Source organism: Streptomyces fagopyri, from assembly GCF_009498275.1.
GTDB lineage: Bacteria > Actinomycetota > Actinomycetes > Streptomycetales > Streptomycetaceae > Streptomyces > Streptomyces fagopyri.
Genome location: NZ_CP045643.1, coordinates 3,058,389 through 3,080,913 on the forward strand (window position 1 = coordinate 3,058,389; position 22,525 = coordinate 3,080,913).

Here is a 22,525-nt window from a genome sequence, read left to right on the forward strand (position 1 = left end):
CCTCCGGCGAAAAGGACATTACTCCATTGAACCCAACATTCCGCTCCTGATCATGGCGACTGGGACACCCCCCGCACCTCGCTGGATCGTAGGGATAAGACCGGAATGTACGAGATCACTTTCTACGTGTCGTGACCTTGCCCTCACAAGCTGTCACGGTGGTCACAGCCTGGTACATGGCCCTTGTTGGAGATCCTGCACTGTGCTGGAATTCCTCGAACCGCCGCGGGATCGAACCGGCGCGCAGGAGGCGCGACTCAGCGCCGAGTGGCGGCGGGGAGGGGGAGCAGCGCCGGTCACTCACGACCACACCAGGGGGCGCGTCTGCGCCCCTGAACGACGCCGACACCGTCCCGCCGTTTGCGCGGAGGGGCGCCTGGTCCAGAGGTTGCGACGCTAGTGCAGGGACGTTTCAAGAGGGATGGCAGCGCTTCGGCGGAGCCGGAGCCGCACGGCGGGACCGACCGCGGTTCCTCGCCCCAGCACGCCCAGAACCCGGGACAATCAGAGCTCGGCGGTGGTGAGCGCTCCGCGCGCCCCGGCGCCGCGGCTCCCGAGACCCCACCCGTGAAGCCGAAGGCCCCTCCGGGCCCCGGCTCCCGCGTGGCACTGCGCAACTGGCGCATCTCCACGCGCCTGGTGTCGCTGCTCGCGCTCCCCGTGGTCGCCGCGACCACACTGGGCGCGCTGCGCATCAACCAGTCCATGGACGACATCCAGCAGCTCGAGAACATGAAGCTGCTGACGGACATGACGAAGCAGGCGACCGAGCTGGCCGCCGCGCTCCAGAAGGAGCGCGACGGGTCGGCGGGTCCACTGGCGCACGGCGTCCCAGCCGGCGACTACCGGGTCAAGTCGGTCCGTGACTCCACGGACCGCGCCAAGGCGCAGTTCCTCTCCGGCACGCAGGAGATCGACGACGCCAGTGCGAGCGGACAGCTCTCCGGTGTCCGCGACAGCCTCGTCGCCATCGCGGGCGAGCTGAACAAGCTCGGCACCATCCGCAACGCGGCCTACAGCGACCCGAAGAACGCCTCGCAGACGGTCGACGGTTATCACCGCCTCATCACCGAGCTGATCAACCTCTCGCAGGACATGGCGGAGGCGACCAGCAACCCGGAGATGATCCAGCGCACCCGCGCCCTGTCGGCCTTCTCGTCGGCCAAGGAGTACGCCTCCATCCAGCGCGCGATCATCGCCGCCGCGCTGCCGACGAAGAACGACACCTTCGGCAAGATCTCCGAGAACGACCGGCTGTACGCGACCTCGGCCCAGGACAGTGAGGCCTCCGAGCGCACCAGCTTCGCGAGCATCTACGGAAGCGGCGCCGAAACTCTCACCGAGCCCATCGACCAGGCCAACCCGACCATCCAGGCGGCCGACCAGTACGCCAAGCGCGTGCTGGACTCGGCGGGCGGTCTGAGCACCCAGGACAAGAAGTCCTACGTCGACTGGATCGACGCCGACACCGCCAAGATCGACCAGATGGCGAAGATCGAGATCTCGCTGCTCGGCGAGATGACGCAGAAGTCCCGTGAGCTGAAGAACGCCTCCCAGCAGGAAGCGATCATCTCCGGTGCGCTGATCCTCCTCGTCCTCGGTGTCTCGCTCGTCGGCGCCTTCGTCGTGGCCCGGTCCATGATCCGCTCGCTGCGCCGCCTCCAGGACACCGCGACCAGGGTCGCCCAGGACCGGCTGCCCGAGCTGGTCAAGCAGCTCTCGGAGTCGGACCCGCAGGACGTCGACACCTCCGTCGAGTCGGTCGGTGTGCACTCCCGGGACGAGATCGGCAAGGTCGCCGCGGCCTTCGACGACGTGCACCGCGAGGCCGTCCGCCTCGCCGCCGAGCAGGCCCTCCTGCGAGGCAACGTCAACGCGATGTTCACCAACCTCTCGCGCCGTTCCCAGGGCCTCATCCAGCGTCAGCTCTCGCTCATCTCCGAACTGGAGTCCCGCGAGGCCGACCCGGACCAGCTGTCCTCCCTGTTCAAGCTCGACCACCTCGCGACCCGCATGCGCCGTAACGGTGAGAACCTCCTCGTTCTCGCCGGTGAAGAGCCCGGCCGCCGCTGGACCCGTCCGGTCCCGCTGGTCGACGTGCTCCGCGCCGCGGCCTCCGAGGTGGAGCAGTACGAGCGCATCGAGCTGGCCTCGGTCCCCACGACGCAGGTCGCGGGCCGGGTCGTCAACGACCTCGTGCACCTGCTCGCCGAGCTGCTGGAGAACGCCACCTCGTTCTCCTCGCCGCAGACCAAGGTCAAGGTCACCGGTCACGCGCTGCCCGACGGCCGCGTCCTGATCGAGATCCACGACACCGGTATCGGCCTGTCCCCCGAGGACCTCGCCGCGATCAACGAGCGGCTCGCCTCGCCGCCCACCGTGGACGTCTCCGTCTCCCGGCGCATGGGCCTCTTCGTGGTCGGTCGTCTGTCGCAGCGTCACGGCATCCGTATCCAGCTGCGTCCGTCGGACTCCGGCGGCACCACCGCGCTCGTCATGCTCCCCGTCGATGTCGCCCAGGGCGGCAAGAAGGCTCCGGGCAAGCCGGGCCAGGGCGTTCCCTCCTCCGGCGGCCCGGCCGCCGCGCAGGCCTCGGCCGGTGTGGCCGCGGCCCGCCAGGGTGGCGGTCAGGGCGGTCCGTCCCTCGGAGCGGGCGCGCCCGCCGCCGGTGGCGGTCTCCTCGGCGGTGCGCCGCAGCGTGGACAGGTCGGTGCGGGGCAGGGTCCGCGGGCCGCGCTTCCCGGCAGTGGCCAGGGCGGTCGCCCGGGTGCTCCGGGCGGAGCGCGCGGACCGCAGGGTCAGGGCAACCCGCAGCAGGGCAGGCCGGCTCCGGCCGGTGCCGGTGCGAGTGTCTTCGGGCAGAGCGCGCCGGGTGCCCCGCAGGCCGGCGGAGCCGGTAATCCGCAGGGCTTCGGCGACGGACCCGGTACCCGCCAGGGCTTCAGCTTCGGTGACAGCGCCCCCGCGGCGGCTCCCCCGCAGCAGCCCTCGGGCAACAACAAGGGCGGCGGCCGTCGCCGGCCGCAGCTGCCGGGACGCGGTGGTCCGCGTGCCGAGCTGCCCGGTGGCAGCCCGCAGCAGTCCCGGCCGAGCTGGAGCGACGAGAACGCGCAGCCGCCCGTGCCGCGCGCCTCGCTGGACTCCCCGCGCGGTCACGAGGAGCCCGACGCCACCTCGCGCATGCCGCGCATCGACGACCGGCAGGGCCCGGCCTCGACCTCGGAGATGCCGCGCATCGACGACCGTCACGGTCCCGCCTCCACCTCCGAGTTCGCCCGCCCCGACTTCGACGGCCCCCGCCCCGGTATGGGCGCGCCGCAGAACCACGGGCAGAACCACGGCCAGAACCACGGCCAGAACACCGGCCAGTTCGTGCGCCCGGACGTGTTCGGCACCGCCACCACGAATCCGTCCTCCACGGGTCAGTTCGTGAACCCGGGCTACGGCAACGGCCAGGACCCCTCGTCCACCGGCCAGTTCGCCAACCCGGGCTACGGAAACCCCCAGGACCCCTCGTCCACCGGCCAGTTCGCCCGGCCCGGATACGGCAACGGCCAGGACCCCTCGTCCACCGGCCAGTTCGCCAACCCGGGCTACGGAAACGGCCAGGATCCCTCGTCCACCGGTCAGTACGAGCGGCCGCAGCAGCGGCCCGCGCGTGCCCAGGAGCCGGAGGCGCTGCCGCCGGCCACCAGCCCCGGTGACGGACGTACGCCGCTGTACGACACGCTGGAGACCAACTGGTTCCACGGTCAGGCGAACGGCTCCCACAACGGAGCGCAGAACGGAGCGCACAACGGCGCTCAGCACGGCGTTCAGAACGGCGTTCAGAACGGCGCCCACACCAACGGCTCGCAGCCTCCCCAGCAGCAGCCCCAGGCTCCCGTCGCCCCCCAGCGGGCCGCCACCCCACAGGCCTCCGCCTCCTGGCGGACGTCCCCGAACGACGACCTCGGCCGTCAGGCCGAGCGCGTCCGTCAACCGTCGGCAGGCGGGGTCACCACCTCCGGCCTGCCGCGCCGGGTCCCGCGAGCCAACCTCGTCGCGGGCACGGCACAGCAGCAACAGCACCAAACAGGTCCGCAGGTCTCCCGTGCGCCCGATGACGTACGCGGCCGGCTGACCAATCTCCGTCGGGGCATTCAGCAGGGTCGCCAGGCCGGTACCGGCCAGACCGGCAGCTTCCCCAGCCCCACTCACCAGCAGGAGCGTTAGTTGAGCCCGATGAGCCAGGCCGCACAGAATCTGAACTGGTTGATCACCAACTTCGTGGACAACACCCCCGGGGTGTCCCACACCGTCGTCGTGTCCGCCGACGGGCTCCTTCTGGCGATGTCCGAAGGATTCCCCCGCGACCGCGCCGACCAGCTCGCGGCCGTCGCCTCCGGGCTGACCTCACTGACGGCCGGGGCCTCCCGGATCTTCGAGGGCGGCACGGTGGCCCAGACGGTCGTCGAGATGGAGCGCGGCTTCCTGTTCCTCATGTCCGTCTCGGACGGATCGTCCCTGGCGGTCCTCTCCCACCCGGAGTGCGACATCGGCCTTGTCGGCTACGAGATGGCACTGCTCGTCGACCGGGCGGGCGCCGTACTCACTCCGGACCTGCGCGCCGAACTCCAGGGAAGTCTGCTCCACTGACGGGCCCTGGTTCTACCGACTGCACGAAATCACCGTCCGGCCGCCACAATCCCCCCACCGGCCCCAACAGACGGCACGACTGACCGACCTGCTGTCCCGCCCGGAGGATTCATGACCCCGCCCACCGCCTCTCATGATCCGTACGCTGAGCCGTACGGGGACGAGGGCGACCAGCCGCTGGTACGTCCGTACGCGATGACCGGCGGCCGGACCCGGCCGCGGTACCAACTCGCCATCGAGGCGCTGATCAGCACCACGGCCGACCCCCAGCAGTTGATGGGGCTGCTCCCGGAGCACCAGCGGATCTGCCACCTGTGCCGTGAGGTCAAGTCGGTGGCCGAGGTGTCGGCCCTCCTGTCCATGCCGCTCGGTGTGGCCCGGATCCTCGTCGCGGACCTCGCGGAAGCCGGACTCGTCGCCATCCACCAGCCTGGCGGCGATGAGAACAACGGCGGCGTGCCGGCCGTGACTTTGCTCGAAAGGGTGCTCAGTGGACTTCGCAAGCTCTGACGGAGGTCGGGCGACCACCTCCGCGAAGATCGTGGTGGCGGGCGGCTTCGGCGTGGGCAAGACCACGTTCGTCGGCGCCGTCTCGGAGATCAACCCGCTGCGCACCGAGGCCGTCATGACGTCCGCGTCCGCGGGCATCGACGACCTCACGCACACCGGAGACAAGACGACCACCACCGTCGCCATGGACTTCGGCCGCATCACCCTGGACCAGGACCTGATCCTGTACCTCTTCGGTACACCCGGTCAGGACCGCTTCTGGTTCATGTGGGACGACCTCGTCCGCGGCGCCATCGGCGCCGTGGTCCTGGTGGACACCCGCCGTCTCGCCGACTGCTTCCCCGCGGTCGACTACTTCGAGAACTCCGGGCTGCCTTTCGTCATCGCCCTCAACGGCTTCGACGGACACCAGCCCTACAACCCCGAAGAAGTGCGCGAGGCGCTGCAGATCGGCCCGGACGCCCCGATCATCACGACGGACGCCCGGCACCGCGCGGACGCGAAGAGCGCGCTGATCACCCTGGTCGAGCACGCGCTCATGGCACGTCTGCGGTAGCACCCAAGTCGACAGGTTCATAAGGAAGTTGTCGTAGACGCATTGGAGCCGGCTGTGTCGTTTGACACGGCCGGCCACAGTGTTCATAACGTTTCGACATGGAATTCGATGGGCACCAACACGCATCGCGGTCACCCGGTGCCACTGCGCTCATGAAAGCCCCGTCTTTTGACGGGGCTCGCTCTTTATGACCGTTTTATCTGGGGGATGCATCACTCGGAAGCATCGATTCCGAGTGTTTGGAAGGGCGCTGCCTGACGTGCTGGAATGCGCTGAACTGCCCAGTAGTCAAGGGCGCTGGAGACACCGCGGCACAACGTAGGTGCCGACGCCGAGAGGTTGTTGGTCGAGTGAGGCGAAGCAAGAACGGTCCCGAGCCGTCGGCACGGGGCAACTTCACCCCGCCGCCGCGCGGAGCGGCGTCCGCACAGGTGCCGGTTCCGGAGCCCGTGCCGGCGCCCGCGCCGAGCGGCGGTCGTCTGTCCCCCCGCAACTGGCGCGTACCCACCAGGCTGAACGCGATCCTGCTCATACCCGTGGTCGTCGGCCTCGTGATGGGCGGCTTCCAGGTGAAGGGCTCGATCAACACCTGGCAGCAGGCCCAGGACGCGGAGAAGACGGCCCGCCTGGTGCAGGCCGCGCTGGCCTACGGCGACAAGCTCTTCGTCGAGCGTGACGTCACCGCCCAGCCGCTGCTGCTGAACAAGGGCCCCCAGGACCCCACGGTCGTCAAGGCCTACAAGGAGACGGACCAGGCCGCGGCCGAGTTCGACCGGGTCGCCCAGAACATGCCGAAGACTCCGGGCCTGGAGCGGCGGCTCGCCATCTTCCGCAAGGTGGAGCCCGGCCTCGCCCTTCTGCGCAAGACCGCCTACAAGACCGTCAGTGCGGACGCCGACCAGAAGCCCCACGGTGTGGACACCGAGGAGGGCTACCTCCAGATCCAGCACCCGCTGATGGAGTTCGCCAACGAGCTCGGTCTGGGCACCGGAAACATCACCAGCTACGGCCGTACGGTCTACGCGATCTCGCTGTCCAAGGCCGCTCTGTCCCTCGAGCGGTCGATCGGTATGCACCTCCTGGTGAAGCCGGGCCCCGGCCTCGGGACTTTCGCCACCCAGCGCACCGCCCTCGCCTCGTACGCGTACCTCGAGCGCATCGCCGTCGAGGAGTACCTCGGCGGTGGCACCGAGGCCGACGCCGCCAAGCTGGACACGGTCACGAAGCAGATCACGGCCGAGCTGAAGAGCGAGGCCACGCAGGCCGGGACCGCCGCCGCGGCCCAGGGCCAGAAGTACGTCCCCCCGCCGTCCGACATGGTCACGCGGGTCGCCACCCTTGCGTCGCCGCTCGACTCCGCGCGCGCCACGCTGGCCGCAAACGGCGTCACCCCGCAGAACTGGTGGGCGGTCAACACCGCCAAGTACAACGGCTACCGGCAGATCGAGTCCGACCTCGCCGACAAGGCGGTGGCCGAGGCCGCCAACATCGCCGACACCGCCAAGACCGACGCCTTCATCACCGGTGGCGCTGTCGTGCTCGCCCTGCTCGCCGCGTTCATCCTGGCAGGCATGGTCGCCCGCCAGATGAGCCGCGCGATGCGCCAGCTGCGCAACGCGGCCTTCGGCGTCGCCGAACAGCGTCTGCCGATGCTGGTCGACCAGCTCTCGCGCACCGACCCGGGCCGCGTGGACACCCGCGTGCAGCCCATCCCGATCACCACCACGGACGAGATCGGCGAGGTCGCCCGCGCCTTCGACCAGGTCCACCGGGAGGCCGTCCGGCTCGCCGCCGAGCAGGCTCTCCTCCGGGGCAACATCAACGCGATCTTCACGAACCTGTCGCGCCGCAACCAGTCGCTGATCGAGGGCCAGCTGACCCTGATCACCGACCTGGAGAACAACGAGGCCGACCCGGACCAGCTGGAGAACCTCTTCCGCCTGGACCACCTCGCGACCCGTATGCGCCGCAACGGCGAGAACCTCCTGGTCCTCGCCGGCGAGGAGCCCGGCCGCCGCTGGGACCAGCCGGTGCCCCTCGTGGACGTCCTGCGCGCCGCCTCCTCCGAGGTGGAGCAGTACGAGCGCGTCGAGCTCTCCGGTGTCCCGGAGGCCGAGATCCACGGCCGGGCCGTCACCGACCTCGTGCACCTGCTCGCCGAGCTGCTGGAGAACGCCACCACGTTCTCCTCCCCGCAGACCAAGGTCCGCGTCACCGCGACCCGTCTCCCGGACGGCCGCGTCATGGTCGAGATCCACGACAAGGGCATCGGCCTCACCGCCGAGGACTTCGCGGACATCAACCACAAGCTGGCCAACCCGCCGACCGTGGACGCCGCGATCTCCCAGCGCATGGGCCTGTTCGTGGTCGGCCGGCTGTCCGACCGGCACGGCATCCGCGTCCAGCTGCGTCCCTCGGGCGAGCAGGCGGGAACGACCTCACTGGTCATGCTCCCCGACGCGATCACCCATGGTGGTGGAGGCGAACAGCAAGTGCAGCGCGACGAGTTCACCGTCTCGCAGATCATCCCGGAGCAGGAGCAGCCCTTCCAGGCGGAGTCCTTCCAGGCGCAGTCGACACGCACCGCCGCGGAACTCGGCTTCGACGACAGCCGCTACACCGAAGTCCCGGACGACATCCGCGAGTTGGACCCGGTCGGCCGCTCCCTGGTACGTGAGGAGCGCCGCGCGGCCCTGGAGGCCCAGACGACGGGCCAGCCGGACGCCCTGGAGGCCGGGCAGTACCCGGACGACTTCAGCGCGCCCCAGCCCGGCTACGACGGCGCCCAGCCGTCCTTCGAGGGCGGACAGCCCGCGTACGGCAACGGACAGGGCGCGTACGAGGGGCAGCCGGCGACGTTCGACCAGCAGTCGGCGTACGAGGCACCGCAGCAGCCGACGTACGACGAGACGTACTTCCCGGCGAACGGCGGCTACCCGGAGCCCGGGTACCCGGAGCAGTCCCAGGAGGAGTCCGTGGAGGCGCCCGGCGCCGCGAAGGAGACCTTCGCCGCGTTCGAGGAGCCGTCCTACCAGGACGACTGGCCGCAGCGGGACGCGTACCAGAACGACTACCGGCCCGGGTACGCTCCGGGTGCGGAATCCGCGCAGGTCGCTGACGCGGGTGAGCAGGACAGCGTAGGCTTCGGCCGTCCAGGACCCGCCCCCTCGTCCGCTCACCAGCTGACCGACGCCGGGCTGCCGCGCCGCGGATCCGCCGCGAGCGGCGCGAACGGCCGGCGTCCTGTCGACTCGGGTGCCCAGGGGGCCCAGACACCGCCCGCGGCTCTCGCGGGCCATGGCGACGGCGACGGCAGCGACGACTGGCGTTCGTCCAACGACGACCGCTGGCAGCGTGCCGAGCGGCTCAAGAAGCCCAAGGCGGGCGGGGTCACCTCGTCCGGGCTGCCGCGCCGGGTCCCCAAGGCCAACCTGGTCGAGGGAACCGCGGAATCGACCCCGCAGGGCGGCCCCCAGGTCTCCCGCGCTCCCGAGGACATCCGGGGCAGGCTCAGCAACCTGCGCCGCGGCGTGCAGCAGGGGCGCAATGCCAGTAGTGACACGAACGGTCAGGGCTTCGGTTCTGACAGCACCTACAACCAGGAGCGTTAGTGTGAGCCCGATGAGCCAGGCGGCGCAGAACCTGAACTGGTTGATCACCAACTTCGTGGACAACACCCCCGGGGTGTCCCACACCGTGGTGGTCTCCGCCGACGGACTCCTTCTGGCGATGTCCGAAGGCTTTCCCCGTGACCGCGCGGACCAGCTCGCGGCGGTCGCGTCCGGTCTGACCTCGCTGACCGCGGGCGCGTCCCGCATCTTCGAGGGCGGCAGCGTGAACCAGACGGTTGTGGAGATGGAGCGAGGATTCCTCTTCATCATGTCCGTTTCCGATGGTTCGTCGCTCGCGGTCCTTGCACATCCCGAAGCGGACATCGGTCTCATCGGGTACGAGATGGCCCTTCTGGTGGACCGTGCGGGTACGGTCCTGACACCGGATCTACGAGCGGAGCTCCAAGGGAGCCTTCTCAACTAACAGACAGACCGTGCGTTTTGGTGTCCCGGGGCCGTAAGGTTTCGGGACGCGGTCCCACATGGATGGGTGCCAGGCACAGTCGGAGGAGGAGAAAGTGGCAACACCCCCAGGCGGTTCGTCTTCGGGCAACTGGTCGTACGGCCCCGGCCAGGGGCAGGGCCAGGGTGACGGTTCGCAGAACCCGAACCGTTACAACTTCCCCTCCGCACCAAGCCACCGACGCCAGCAGCCGTACACGCCGCAGGGCCCCGGCCCCTCGCCGTACGACCAGCCCCCGGCGCCGCGCATCCAGCCGGTGCAGCCGCAGCGACGCACACCGGAGGCGGCGCCCGCGGGTTCGTCGAACAACCCTCTGGTGCGTCCGTACGCCATGACGGGCGGCCGCACCAGGCCTCGTTACCAGCTCGCCATCGAGGCGCTGGTGCACACCACCGCACAACCGCACCAGATGCAGGGCCAGTTGCCCGAGCATCAGCGGATCTGCAATCTCTGCCGGGAGATCAAGTCGGTGGCCGAGATCTCGGCCCTGCTGACCATCCCTCTCGGTGTGGCCAGGATTCTCGTCGCCGACTTGGCGGAGGCGGGCCTGGTCGCCATTCATCAGCCGGGCGGCGACGAGAGCGCCGGCGGCCAGCCAGCCGTGACATTGCTCGAAAGGGTGCTCAGTGGACTTCGCAAGCTCTAGCGGAGGGCCTTCCCGCTCCACCACGTCCGCGAAGATCGTGGTGGCGGGCGGCTTCGGCGTGGGCAAGACCACGTTCGTCGGCGCCGTCTCGGAGATCAACCCGCTGCGCACCGAGGCCGTCATGACGTCCGCATCCGCGGGCATCGACGACCTCACGCACACCGGAGACAAGACGACCACCACCGTCGCCATGGACTTCGGCCGCATCACCCTGGACCAGGACCTGATCCTGTACCTCTTCGGTACACCCGGTCAGGACCGCTTCTGGTTCATGTGGGACGACCTCGTCCGCGGCGCCATCGGCGCGATCGTCCTGGTCGACACCCGCCGTCTCGCCGACTGCTTCCCCGCGGTCGACTACTTCGAGAACTCCGGGCTGCCTTTCGTCATCGCCCTCAACGGCTTCGACGGCAGCCAGCCGTACAACCCGGACGAGGTGCGCGAGGCGCTGCAGATCGGCCCCGACACGCCGATCATCACGACGGACGCCCGGCACCGCGCGGACGCGAAGAGCGCGCTGATCACCCTGGTCGAGCACGCGCTCATGGCCCGCCTGCGGTAGTCGCTCCGCGCGGCCGACACCGGAACAGAGGGGCGGGTTCTCCACGGAAGTGGAGAACCCGCCCCTCCGCCGCTCTCCGCAACGCTTCCGCCCCGGGCGACACCTCACGCTTCCGAGCCACCGGCCCTCAACCGCGGCAGCGCCTCAACCCCGGCCGCGCTTCCGGACCGGCGACACCTCAGCCCCGGCGGGGCCTGTGAGCCTGCGAAGCCTGCGCCGCGGCCGCGCTTCCCGACCCGGCGGCTCCTCAACCGCTGGACTGCGCTTCCGACCCGGCGAGACCTCAGCGCCGACGGCTCCTGAGTCGCAGCTTCGCTTCCGGGCCGGCGCCGCCTCAGTCCCAGCCGGGTCTCGGTCCCAGCCGGGTCTCGGTCCCGGCTGTGCTCACGACACGGCGGGGCTTCCCTCCCCGCGGCGCGACCTCCCCGCAGCGCCCCCTCCGGGCAAGCGTGCCCCGGGGTTCCGCCCTCCCGGCGGGGTTTTCGTCTCCCCGTGCGTGTTCGGGCCGCCGCGCTTTCCCCCGGCGGGACTTCGCGGCGGCTCCGGGAGTGCTTCCCTCGCCATCGGATGCCGAACCGCCGCCGGGCACGGGTAGCACGGCGGAGGCCCCGCACACCCCGGCGTCCCGCCCGTGCCCCGGACAGGGCCCCGCGGGCGCGGGCGGGCACGGCGAAGGGGCCCGCTCCGTCCGGAGCGGGCCCCTCGTCACGTACAGGCGCCGCAGGCTAGCCGTGCCAGCTGTGCGGGGCCCGGAAGCCGGGCTCGCGCTCCAGACGGCGCCAGCCGGCCTTCGCGCGGCCTCGGTGGGTGGGCTTGGTGTCCGGCTGGGCGGCCGCCCGGGCCAGGAGGATGGCCGTGATGGCGGCGACTTCCTCGGGCTCGGCGTGGCCCTTCTCGACGCGGATCTCAGGGTCGTTCATAGGTGTCAGTCTCCGTGAGAGAGGTTTCCGCGGCGCTGCCGCGGAGGAGCCGCAGGGTTACTGCGGGGGGTTGCCGTGCTTGCGGGAGGGCAGGTCCGCGTGCTTCGTCTGCAGCATCGCCAGGGAGCGGATGAGGACCTCGCGGGTCTCGGCGGGGTCGATGACGTCGTCGACCAGGCCGCGCTCGGCCGCGTAGTAGGGGTGCATGAGCTCGGCCTTGTACTCCTTGACCATGCGTACACGCATGCCCTCGGGGTCGGCGGCGTCGGCGATCTGGCGGCGGAAGATGACGTTGGCGGCGCCCTCGGCGCCCATCACGGCGATCTCGTTGGTGGGCCACGCGTACGTGAGGTCCGCGCCGATGGACTGGGAGTCCATGACGATGTAGGCGCCGCCGTACGCCTTGCGCAGGATCAGCGAGATCCTCGGCACCGTCGCGTTGCAGTACGCGTACAGGAGCTTCGCGCCGTGCCGGATGATCCCGCCGTGTTCCTGGTCCACCCCGGGCAGGAACCCCGGAACGTCCAGGAGGGTGATGATCGGAACGTTAAAAGCGTCACACATCTGGACAAAGCGCGCAGCTTTTTCGGAGGCCTCGATGTCCAGGACGCCGGCGAGGGTCTGCGGCTGGTTGGCGACGATGCCCACCACCTGGCCGTCCAGGCGGGCCAGCGCGCAGATGATGTTGCGGGCCCAGCGCTCGTGGACCTCCAGGTAGTCGCCGTCGTCGACGAGTTCCTCGATGACCTTCGTCATGTCGTAGGGCCGGTTGCCGTCGGCGGGCACCAGGTCGAGGAGAACGTCGCCGCGCCGGTCCGCGGGGTCCTCGGCGGCCACCCGCGGCGGGTTCTCGCGGTTGTTCTGCGGGAGCATCGACAGGAGGTAGCGGACCTCCGCGATGCAGGTCTCCTCGTCGTCGTACGCGAAGTGGGCCACGCCGCTGGTCTCGGCGTGCACGTCGGCGCCGCCGAGCCCGTTCTGGCTGATCTCCTCGCCGGTGACGGCCTTGACCACGTCCGGGCCGGTGATGAACATCTGCGAGGTCTCACGGACCATGAACACGAAGTCCGTCAGAGCCGGGCTGTAGGCAGCGCCGCCCGCGCACGGGCCGAGCATCACCGAGATCTGCGGGATGACACCGGAGGCCTTCGTGTTGCGCTGGAAGATGCCGCCGTAGCCGGCCAGCGCCGAGACACCCTCCTGGATCCGGGCGCCCGCACCGTCGTTGAGGGACACCAGCGGCGCACCGGCGGCGATGGCCATGTCCATGATCTTGTGGATCTTCGTGGCGTGCGCCTCGCCCAGCGCGCCGCCGAAGATACGGAAGTCGTGCGCGTAGACGAAGACCGTACGGCCCTCCACCGTGCCCCAGCCGGTGATCACACCGTCCGTGTACGGCTTCTTGGCCTCCAGGCCGAACCCGGTCGCCCGGTGCCGGCGCAACTGCTCGACCTCCTGGAAGGATCCGGGGTCGAGGAGCAGCTCGATCCGCTCCCGGGCGGTCAGCTTGCCCTTGGCGTGCTGGGCCTCGGTCGCCTTCTCGCTGGGGCCGCGCAGTGCCTCCGCACGAATCGCGTGCAGTTCGGCCACGCGCCCGCGTGCGTCCGTGGGTTCGCCTGAGGGTGCGGCCTCGTCCAAAACGGTCATGTAGCGACCTTACGAAGTCGAACAAGAAAAGCGAGCCGTCGACTCCGTACAGTCTCCGGCCTGTTTTCCTGGTACCCCTGAACAGAACCTCGACCACATGCAGGCGATCTGACTGCTCAGGGGGCATGTGGCTTGTAGAGGTCGCACAAAGCCGTCAGCTGAGAGTCACCTCACATTCACGGGTGGCACATACCATCCCCGGAGTGAATCGGCCCCTCGGACGGCGGCGCGCGCCAGGCGTCCCGGCCGCCGGATCGACCCGGATCCGCCCCGACGCGCGGGGCGCGGCCGCCCCGCCGGCCACCGGCCGGTCGCGTACGGGTCAGTGACGCTCCCCCGGCACCGTAAGGCGTGTTCGCGCCCGCCGACGCGTCCGGTCCGGGCGGCGAGGGCGGTCAGTCCGTCGTCACCGGTGACCCTCGGCGCGGCGTCGCGCCGACAGCGGCCGGCCGGCCCCCACCTGCGGGAAGGCGGGACGACTCGACACGGCCGGGGGCCGGCGCCGGGAAGCGACGCGTCGAAACGCACAGTAACGTCGACAACACACAGCGGATGATGTTGAAAGTTGAATGGAATAGGTCTACCGTCACTCCTGTTCACCTCGTTGAATGTTTAACAAAATTGATCTCGCGGTTCCGCTTCCCCGATCCGCGACCCCGTCCCCTCAGGAGCACGTCATGGGCATCTTCGGCCGCAAGACCACCGACACCCCCGCCACCGGCGCGGCAGCCGCCGCCGTGAACCCCGCCCTCGCGGCCCTCACCGGCGAGTACACGATCGACCCGGCGCACTCGACGATCGGCTTCGTCGCGCGCCACGCGATGGTCACGAACGTCAAGGGCTCCTTCAAGGACTTCGAGGGAGCGCTGCACCTGGACGGCGCCGACCCGTCCAGGTCCACCGCCACGATCGACGTCAAGATGGAGAGCATCGACACGGGCTCCGCCGACCGCGACACCCACCTCAAGAGCTCGGACTTCTTCAAGACCGACGAGTTCCCGGCGATGACCTTCCGTTCCACCAAGGCGGAAGCCCTGGGCGGGGACGACTACCGCATCACCGGTGAGCTGTCGATCCTCGGCACCACCAAGCCGCTCAGCATCGACCTGGAGTTCAACGGCTCGGCGAAGGACCCGTTCGGCAACGAGCGCGTCGGCTTCGAGGGCAAGGCGGAGATCCTGCGCTCCGAGTGGGGCCTCACCTGGAACGCGGCCCTGGAGACCGGTGGCGTCCTCGTCTCCGACAAGATCAAGCTGAACTTCGACATCTCGGCGATCAAGAACGCCTGACCCGCCGCCGCACGGCACCCTGAGCGCGCCCGTCCTCTACTCCCCCCGTACCGGGAGGGCGGGCGCTCCGGCGTGTCCGCGCCCATGGGGCCGGCTCACGCGCCGGTCACGCGCCGGCACCGGCTCGCGGTCGCCCCCCGCCGGGGCCCGCGATATCCCGGTGCGGTGGCCGTCGCCTGGGAGCTAGCCTCCGGGCATGACCTGGTTGCCTGCCGGCTTCGCGCATCCCCTTCGTGTCGAACTGTCCGGAGGGCATCACCTCAGGCCCATCACGGGCGCCGACGCGGCCATGGACCATCCGGTCGTCATGGGCTCGCGCGAGCGGCTGTGGTCCCTCTTCGGGGAGGCCTGGGGGTGGCCCGCCGAGACCATGACGTACGAGGCGAACCGGAAGGATCTGGAGCGGCACGAGGCCGAGATCGCCGCTCATGAGTCGTTCAACTACGTCCTGCTGGACGGGACCGGCACCGCCGAGTACGGATGCGTCTACATCGACCCGCCGGAGAAGGCCGGGGCCGACGCCGAGATCTGCTGGTGGGTGACGGACGAGAAGGCCGGTACGGGTCTGGAGCGGGAGCTGGAGTCGCTGGTGCCCCGGTGGATCGCCGAGGACTGGCCCTTCGAACGGCCGCGGTTCATCGGCCGCGATCTGTCGTGGTCCGAGTGGCTCGCCCTGCCCGACGCGCGTGTGTAGACCCCGTGCGCCCCGGACCACGGAGCCCCCTGTCATGAGCCGGCCGCCCGGCAGACGCGCCGGGGCGCGTGCCGCCCGATCCACCCCGACCGCCCGATCCGCCTCGACCGCCCGACCCACCCGGACCACCCGGCGCGCGGCGTCAGCCATCCGTCGCGGTCGACGGACGGGGCCGGTGGCGCGGACCGGCGCCGGTCCGCGCCGACGCTCACCCCGGAGGGGCCGCGCGCGCTGGAGCGGGACGCGACCGGGCGCGACGTCCGGCTCGCGGAGGTGCTCGGGACGCTGAGCGCGATCGAGTGCGAGGTGCCGCGTCCGGCGGCTGCGCCGACCGACCCGCTCGCCGACGCCGGTGCCGGGGCTCAGAAGCCCCCGCCGAAATCCCCTCCGCCGCCGAAGTCGCCGCCCCCGCCGTCGCCGCCCCCGCCGTCGCCGAATCCGCCGCCGAAGTCCCCGGGGTCGAAGGAGCCACCGGAGACGTCGCCGCCGTCGTAGCCGCCGAAGTCCCCGTAACCGGTGCCGTAGTCGGCCGCGTAGGAGGGGGCGGCCATCGCGCCGCCGAGCAGGGTGCCGACGAGGAGGCCGGGGAGGAGCCCGCCGCCGAAGTAGCCGCCCGCCCAGGGCCCGTAGGCCGGGCCGGCGTCCCAGTAGGGACGGCGGCCGTGGTCGGTGTCGACCTCGCGGACCGCCGGGTCGTCGCCGTCGGCCAGCCGGGCCCGGTCCGCCGCGCAGACGGGGACCTCGCGGGCCGTGCCGCCGGCCGGCGTCCAGGCCGCGTCCGCGACCGAGGGGCCGTGCCGGGGATCGAAGAAGCAGGGGGCGCGGCGTTCCGGCAGCGGCCGGCCCTCCCGGCGGGCGGCCAGCAGCGCGAGGGAGAAGCGGCCGTCCTCCAGTGCCTCGGTGACGGCGCGTACGTCCTCCGGGCGCCGGGCGGCCGCCATGGACGACTTCGCCTGTTCGTAGGCGTCGAGGGCGCGTTCGTAGTCGGCGCGCATCGCGTCGTCCGCGCCGGCCTCCGCGGGGTGGAAGTCGAGCCGGTCGAGTTCCTCGCCGAAGGCGGTGATGTCCTCGTCCACGACGACGCGGAGCCTGTCCAGCGCGGCCCGCTGCTCCTGCGACCTGCGGCGCCGGTTGCGGCGTACGAGTGTGTACGCGCCCGCGCAGCCGGCGAGGGCCACCGCGCCGATCGCGATCAGGGCGGTCGTCGAGACACCGGTACCGGGGGCCTGACCCCAGCTTCCGGGGGCGGATCCCGCGGCGCTGTTCAGGGCGCGGTCGGTGAAGTCGTTCAGCTGGGTCTTCGTGGATTCGCCCTGGACGCTGGTCACGAGGTTCTGCACGGCGGTGCGGGACAGGACGGCGGAGTCGGCGCGGGCGTCGAAGCGGTTGCCCAGCCGGATGGCGTACAGGCCGGTGACACCGGTGTCCGTCCGGAGGTTCTGGAAGAGGTTCTGGGTGGGGAAGCCGTCGGGCAGGACCGCCACGAAGACGGGCTTGTCGGCTTTCCTGATCTTTTCGGCGAGGGCGTCGGCGTCCGCCCGGGACAGCTGTGCGGAGGCCGCGGGGTCGACGTAGACCGGGTTCTCGCGGAGGGCCGCCGCGACGGCTCCCACGTCGGTGGCCGCGTGTGCGGGGGGCGCGCCGAGACAGAGGGCCGCGGCGGCGGCGAGGATCAGCGCGATCAGCAGTCCGGGGAGCCCCCGGATCAGTGCGGCCTTCATGTCTTCGAAGCTACCCGAACGTGCGTGGAAGGGAGCGTCGGGACGGGCGGCCGGGGCCTCGGCGCCGGACGGGCTGGGGGTGCCCCGTCCGGCGTCGAGGTGGGCGTCAGGCGGCCCGGTACGCCTGCGTCAGCTTGTTCACCGCCTCGGCGTAGTGACCGGTGAGGAGGAGGTGGTCGGCGTCCGCGAAGGGCTTACTGGTGGCCGGGGTGAGGCCGGAGGACAGTTTCTGCTGGACGAGCAGGCGGGCCTTGGCCACGGCGGAGCGGCCCACCCGGTCCGAGCCGGTCCGGTCGGCGGCCGCGGCCAGCAGGGCGAGCGCCTTGAGGGTCGCGGAACCGCCCTCGGGGACCTTGGTGAGCGTGGTCAGCCCCCAGCCGTAGGGGAACTGGGGATCGTAGGCCGTGTCACCGACGTTGATCGGCAGCTGGGTCTGCGACTTCGGCCAGGTGACGGGGAGCTGTCCGGTGAAGGCGCGCTTGCCGTAGAGGACGTCCGCGACACCGTCGCCCTCGGTGCCGGGGAGCCAGGAGGCGACGAGCGCGTCGATGTCACCGAGGCGGTCGCCGATGAGCTGCGGGCGCCCGGAGACGATCAGCACCGCGCACTTCATCGCGGCGCACACCTTGTCGACGGAGGCTTTGTCGGCGGCCGTCAGCTCCAGGTCGTTGCCGTTGCCGACATCGCCGACGCCCTCGGCGTACGGGGTCTCGCCGACGACGACCACCCCCACGTCGTAACCGCCGGTGGGCGCGGAGGCGTCCTTCGAGTAGGTGACGTCACCGCCCGCGCGTTTCATCCCCTCCAGGATCGTGGTGCCGTCCGTGATCTTTCCGGAGGAACCCTGCCAGGTGATGGTCCAGCCGCCGGTCTGGTTGCCGAGGTCGTCGGCGTTCGAACCGGCGACGTAGACCTTCTGCGACTTCTTCAGGGGCAGTACGCCCGCCGAGTTCTTCAGCAGGACCTGCGACTCGGCGGCCGCCTGCCGGGCGACGCTCCGGTGGGCGGTGGAACCGATCTTCGCGGCGCCGCTCGTGTCGGCGTACGGCTTCTCGAAGAGGCCGAGCCTGAACTTCTGCGTCAGGATGCGCGACACGGCGTCGTCGATCCGCTTCGCGCTGACGCGGCCGGCGTTCGCCTCGTCGACGAGCGTCGTACGGAAGTCCTTGTACGAGTACGGCACCATCATCATGTCGACGCCCGCGTTGACCGAGGTCCGGACGTGGGAGGCGTAGTCGCCGGGGAGCTGGTCGATGGCGTTCCAGTCGCTGATCACGAAGCCGTCGAAGCCCATCCGGCCCTTGAGCACGCCGTTGATCATGTCCGCGCGGGCGTGCATCTTCACCGGGCCCTGGCCGTCGCCCAGGATGTCGAGCGAGGAGTACGACGGCATGACCGTGCCGATGCCGCGGTCGACGGCCGTCTGGTACGGGGCCAGGTGGACGGCCTCCAGCTGCTGCCGGGTGACCTTCGTGACGCCCTGGTCGATGGTGTAGGAGCCGGTCGTGGAGGAGCCGTACTCCGTGCCGCCGTCGCCCACGAAGTGCTTCGCGGTCGCCAGCACCTTGTCGTCGTCCTTCAGGTCGCTGCCGTCGCGGGCGCCCTGGAGGCCCTGGATGACCGTCTCCATGGACTTGACGAGGGCGGGGTCCTCACCGAAGGACTCGTACGAACGGCCCCACCGTTCGTCGCGGGTCACGCACAGGCAGGGGGCGAAGTCCCACGGGATGCCGGTGGCGCGGACCTCGGCGGCCGTCACCGCGCCCGCCTTCTCCGCCAGGCCCGGGTCGCGGGTCGCGCCGATGCCGATGTTGTGCGGCATGATCGTCGCGCCGGTAAGGTTGTTGTGGCCGTGCACCGCGTCCACGCCGTAGATCAGCGGGATCTGGTACCGGGTGGCCTGCGTCCGGAGCTGGTAGCCGTCGATCATCTTCGCCCAGGCCGCGGGCGTGTTCGGCGTCGGGGTGGAGCCGCCGCCGGAGAGCAGCGATCCGAGGTCGTACGAGGCGATGTCGCCGCCCGCGCCGACCGCGCCGCGCTCGGCCTGGGTCATCTGCCCGGCCTTCTCCTCCAGGGACATCCGGGAGAGCAGGTCGGCGACCCGCTTCTTCACGGGGAGCTTCGGGTCCAGGTACGGGAGCCCGTGCGCGTCGATGACCACCTGCGGGGTCTCTGCGGGGGCCTTCGCGCCGGTGACCGTCAGCTTGAGCGGGATCGTCTCGGCGGCTTCGGCCGACCTGTCCTTCAGGGTGGACACCCGGATCGTGCGGGAGGTCCCGGAGACCGTGCCGGCCGGGAAGGTGACCTCGCCCTTGACCGGCGCGTAGTCCTTGCCCGACTCGGCGGTGCCGCCCGCGCCCTCGTAGGCGACGGTCACGGGTTCGTCGAGCGGGGCGGAGCCGGTGGTGGCGACGGAGAGCCTCACCGTCGCCGCCGCGCCCTCCTTCACCGGGTACACGGCCGAGTCGGTGGTGACGGAGGCCCGCAGGGACTGGTCCGCCTTGCCGTACAGCTCGACGTCGTCCATGGCGAACCGGCCCTGCACACCGACCGGGAGTGTCAGGGCGTACCCCCACATCTGGGTGAGGCCGAGGACCTGGTCGATGCCGCCGACGGGCTGGTAGTCCGTGCGGTAGACGAAGTCGGTGAAGGGGATCTCGATCTGTTTCCAGCCGGTGAAGTCGTCGGTGAAGGACGTCGTCCACAGCTCGGAGGCCTCGCCGTTGGCGCCGCCGTCCTTGATCTCGAAGCTGATCTTCTTGGCGTTGTTCTGGCCGTCCCACCAGAACCGGATGCCCTTGCCGGCGGACCAGTCGTGGGCAGGCAAGCCGGCGGCGAAGTCATGGGTGAAGCCGCCGTAGCCGCTGATGTCGTAGTCACCGCTGAGGACCTTGTCGCCCTCGGGGGCGTCGGACCGTGCGGTGAGGGCGAGCGTCGGCGGGTCGTCGGCGTCGCCGCCCCAGGTGAAGATGCCTTCGGCGGGCTGGGTCGCGAAGGGGACTTCCCCCTCGAAGCGGTCGACCGGGACGGGCGCGGGGTCGTCGGCCGCGGCGACCGTGCCGGCCGCGGCCAGGGGCAGCAGCCCGACGAGCAGGGCGGCGGAGGCGAGCAGGGCGGTTCTTCGCATGTACCTTCCTCGGCTCTCTCAGTTCACTTATGACTTAGATCACGGCGTGAGTTAACTGACGCCACGAGGGGCCGTCAAGGCTTCACGTCAGAACCGGTACACACTCAACCCCCGGCCGGATCAGGGCAGTTGTTCCTTCAAAATGTGAACGCGCAACCCCTTGACGCGCCTTGGAAGCCGTCATTTACTCACGCCTCGCACGCCTCCCCACCCCCACCTCCAGAAGGGCGGCGCCCCATGAGGGGATCCACTCGGGCGGCCCGGCTGATTCTCGCCGGGCTGCTCACCGCGGCCGGATTCACGGCGGCCGCGCCCGCGCACGCCGCGGGCGAACAGGTCACCGCCTGGCTGACCACGACCGACGACACCGGCGGCCGCCATGTCGTACGCGGGCTCCAGGCCCAGGCACCGTTCGCCTTCCAGTCCGGCAGCGGCGGGAGCGGCGAGAACATCACCGTCGACGAGAACACCCGCTACCAGACCTTCACCGGCGGCGGCGCCTCCTTCACCGACACCGCCGCCTGGCTGATGAACAGCAGCGGCGCGCTCTCGCAGTCGACGCGGGACGCCACGATGCGCAAGCTGTTCTCGCCGACGGACGGCATCGGCCTGTCCTTCCTGCGCAATCCGATGGGCGCGTCGGACCTCGCGCGGTACGGCTACTCCTACGACGACGTGCCGGCCGGGCAGAGCGACCCCGGCCTGGCGCAGTTCTCGATCGGGCACGACCTGGCCGACGTGGTGCCGCTGACCAGGCAGGCGCTCCAGCTGAACCCGTCGCTGACCGTGATGGCCTCGCCGTGGACGGCGCCGGCCTGGATGAAGGACAGCGGGTCCCTGAACGGCGGCTGGCTGAAGTCCGAGGACTACGGCGCGTACGCCTCCTACTTCGTGAAGTACCTCCAGGCCTACCGGGACCAGGGAGTGCCGGTCTCGTACGTCACCGCGCAGAACGAGCCGACCTGCTGCTCGGGTTACCCCTCGATGAGCTGGAACGCCTCCGGGCTCGCCTACTTCACCAAGAGCGAGCTGCTGCCGAAGCTCCAGGCGGCGGGCCTGTCCACGAAGGTCCTCGCCCACGACTGGAACTGGGACGTCTACGACTCGTACGCCGCCCAGACCGTCGACGACGCGGCGGTGCGCTCCCACCCGAACTTCGGCGGTATCGCCTGGCACGGGTACGGCGGCGACGTGAACAAGCAGACCGGCGTGCACAACCAGTATCCGGGCCTCGACGCCTTCGGGACCGAGCACTCCGGCGGCACCTGGATCGCCAACCAGCAGCGCGAGGACATGCTCAACATCGTCGACTACACCCGCAACTGGGCGAAGTCGGTGACGAAGTGGTCGCTGGCCGTGGACCAGAACCGGGGGCCGCACAACGGCGGCTGCGGGACGTGCAGCGGGCTGATCACCGTGCACAACGGCGACGGCGCGAGCGGCAGCGTCGACTACACGGTCGAGTACTACACGATGGGCCACCTGACGAAGTTCGTCCGGCCCGGTGCCCAGCGGATCGCGTCGACGGCGTCCGCGTCGGTGCCGAACGTGGCCTGGCGCAACCCCGACGGCTCGAAGGCGCTGATCGCGTACAACGACGCGTCCGCCGCGAAGACGATCACCGTCAACTGGGGTTCGCAGCACGCCACCTACTCGCTGCCGGGCAAGACCTCGGCCACCTTCACCTGGTCCGGCACGCAGTCGGGCGGGGGCGGCGGCCAGTCGGGCTCCTTCGTCGGGCTCGCGGGCAAGTGCCTGGACGTGGCGGGCGGTTCGAGCGCGAACGGCGCGGCGGTGCAGCTCTACGACTGCAACGGCAGCGCGGCCCAGAAGTGGGCGGTGCAGGCGGACGGCTCGGTGCAGACGCTGGGCAAGTGCCTGGACGTGACCTCGGCCTCGACGGCGAACGGCGCCAAGGTCCAGCTGTACGACTGCAACGGGAGCGGCGCCCAGCGGTGGTCGTACAACGCCTCGACGGGTGACGTGGTCAACACCGCGGCGGACAAGTGCCTCGACGTGACCGACAACTCCTCGGCGAACGGGGCGCGGGCGCAGATCTGGACGTGCACGGGAACGGCCAACCAGAAGTGGCACCTCCAGTAGGCCGCTGAGGTCCGCCGCGGGTCCCCCGGTGACGTCTT

At 70.6% G+C, this 22,525-nt stretch carries 15 protein-coding genes; 11 read left to right on the forward strand and 4 right to left on the reverse strand.

Annotation, left to right across the window (positions count from 1 at the left end; translation table 11 throughout):
• The first annotated feature begins 399 nt into the window (after positions 1 to 399).
• From GFH48_RS13035 to GFH48_RS13070, 8 genes are all read left to right on the forward strand, one after another.
• On the forward strand, positions 400 to 4,215 hold the full coding sequence (locus tag GFH48_RS13035; protein ID WP_153288428.1) for a sensor histidine kinase: 3,816 nt from the start codon (positions 400 to 402) through the stop codon (positions 4,213 to 4,215).
• 9 nt (positions 4,216 to 4,224) lie between these two features.
• Positions 4,225 to 4,638 carry a roadblock/LC7 domain-containing protein gene (locus tag GFH48_RS13040; RefSeq protein ID WP_010984127.1) on the forward strand — a complete coding sequence of 138 codons (414 nt, stop codon included), beginning with the start codon at positions 4,225 to 4,227 and terminating at the stop codon, positions 4,636 to 4,638.
• Between the two features lie 111 nt (positions 4,639 to 4,749).
• Positions 4,750 to 5,148 (forward strand): DUF742 domain-containing protein, encoded by a 399-nt coding sequence (locus tag GFH48_RS13045; protein WP_153288429.1) that lies wholly within the window; start codon positions 4,750 to 4,752, stop codon positions 5,146 to 5,148.
• A complete protein-coding gene (locus GFH48_RS13050) occupies positions 5,129 to 5,704 on the forward strand; it encodes a GTP-binding protein (protein ID WP_028802395.1) in 576 nt (191 codons plus the stop codon). The genes GFH48_RS13045 and GFH48_RS13050 overlap by 20 nt, the downstream gene beginning before the upstream one ends.
• A 350-nt stretch (positions 5,705 to 6,054) precedes the next feature.
• Entirely contained in the window at positions 6,055 to 9,315 is a 3,261-nt protein-coding gene (locus tag GFH48_RS13055) for a sensor histidine kinase (protein WP_153288430.1), read from the forward strand.
• Positions 9,316 to 9,325: 10 nt separating this feature from the next.
• On the forward strand, positions 9,326 to 9,739 hold the full coding sequence (locus tag GFH48_RS13060; RefSeq protein ID WP_005479603.1) for a roadblock/LC7 domain-containing protein: 414 nt from the start codon (positions 9,326 to 9,328) through the stop codon (positions 9,737 to 9,739).
• Positions 9,740 to 9,833: 94 nt separating this feature from the next.
• Positions 9,834 to 10,424, forward strand: coding sequence for a DUF742 domain-containing protein (locus GFH48_RS13065; protein ID WP_153288431.1), 591 nt, complete (start codon positions 9,834 to 9,836; stop codon positions 10,422 to 10,424).
• Positions 10,405 to 10,986: a GTP-binding protein gene (locus GFH48_RS13070; protein WP_006375305.1), complete on the forward strand. Its 582-nt coding sequence runs from the start codon at positions 10,405 to 10,407 to the stop codon at positions 10,984 to 10,986. The genes GFH48_RS13065 and GFH48_RS13070 overlap by 20 nt, the downstream gene beginning before the upstream one ends.
• A gap of 725 nt (positions 10,987 to 11,711) precedes the next feature.
• Here the strand turns inward: GFH48_RS13070 and GFH48_RS13075 are convergent.
• Positions 11,712 to 11,906, reverse strand: coding sequence for an acyl-CoA carboxylase subunit epsilon (locus GFH48_RS13075; protein WP_153288432.1), 195 nt, complete (start codon positions 11,904 to 11,906; stop codon positions 11,712 to 11,714).
• 57 nt (positions 11,907 to 11,963) lie between these two features.
• Positions 11,964 to 13,553, reverse strand: coding sequence for an acyl-CoA carboxylase subunit beta (locus tag GFH48_RS13080; RefSeq protein WP_153288433.1), 1,590 nt, complete (start codon positions 13,551 to 13,553; stop codon positions 11,964 to 11,966).
• Positions 13,554 to 14,230: 677 nt separating this feature from the next.
• Between GFH48_RS13080 and GFH48_RS13085 the strand changes: the two genes are divergently transcribed.
• Together GFH48_RS13085 and GFH48_RS13090 are read left to right on the forward strand one after the other, a co-directional pair.
• Positions 14,231 to 14,842: a YceI family protein gene (locus GFH48_RS13085; RefSeq protein ID WP_153288434.1), complete on the forward strand. Its 612-nt coding sequence runs from the start codon at positions 14,231 to 14,233 to the stop codon at positions 14,840 to 14,842.
• Positions 14,843 to 15,038: 196 nt separating this feature from the next.
• Positions 15,039 to 15,536 (forward strand): N-acetyltransferase, encoded by a 498-nt coding sequence (locus GFH48_RS13090; protein ID WP_153288435.1) that lies wholly within the window; start codon positions 15,039 to 15,041, stop codon positions 15,534 to 15,536.
• Between the two features lie 362 nt (positions 15,537 to 15,898).
• On the opposite strand, the gene GFH48_RS13095 is transcribed toward GFH48_RS13090, so the two are convergent.
• Both GFH48_RS13095 and GFH48_RS13100 read right to left on the reverse strand, forming a co-directional pair.
• Positions 15,899 to 17,257, reverse strand: coding sequence for a hypothetical protein (locus GFH48_RS13095; RefSeq protein WP_153288436.1), 1,359 nt, complete (start codon positions 17,255 to 17,257; stop codon positions 15,899 to 15,901).
• A gap of 106 nt (positions 17,258 to 17,363) precedes the next feature.
• Positions 17,364 to 20,384, reverse strand: a complete 3,021-nt coding sequence (locus GFH48_RS13100; RefSeq protein WP_153288437.1) for a glycoside hydrolase family 3 protein — start codon at positions 20,382 to 20,384, stop codon at positions 17,364 to 17,366.
• Positions 20,385 to 20,621: 237 nt separating this feature from the next.
• Here GFH48_RS13100 and GFH48_RS13105 point away from each other — a divergent pair, with 237 nt between their 5' ends.
• A complete protein-coding gene (locus GFH48_RS13105) occupies positions 20,622 to 22,487 on the forward strand; it encodes a ricin-type beta-trefoil lectin domain protein (protein ID WP_194280571.1) in 1,866 nt (621 codons plus the stop codon).
• Positions 22,488 to 22,525 lie beyond the last annotated feature (38 nt).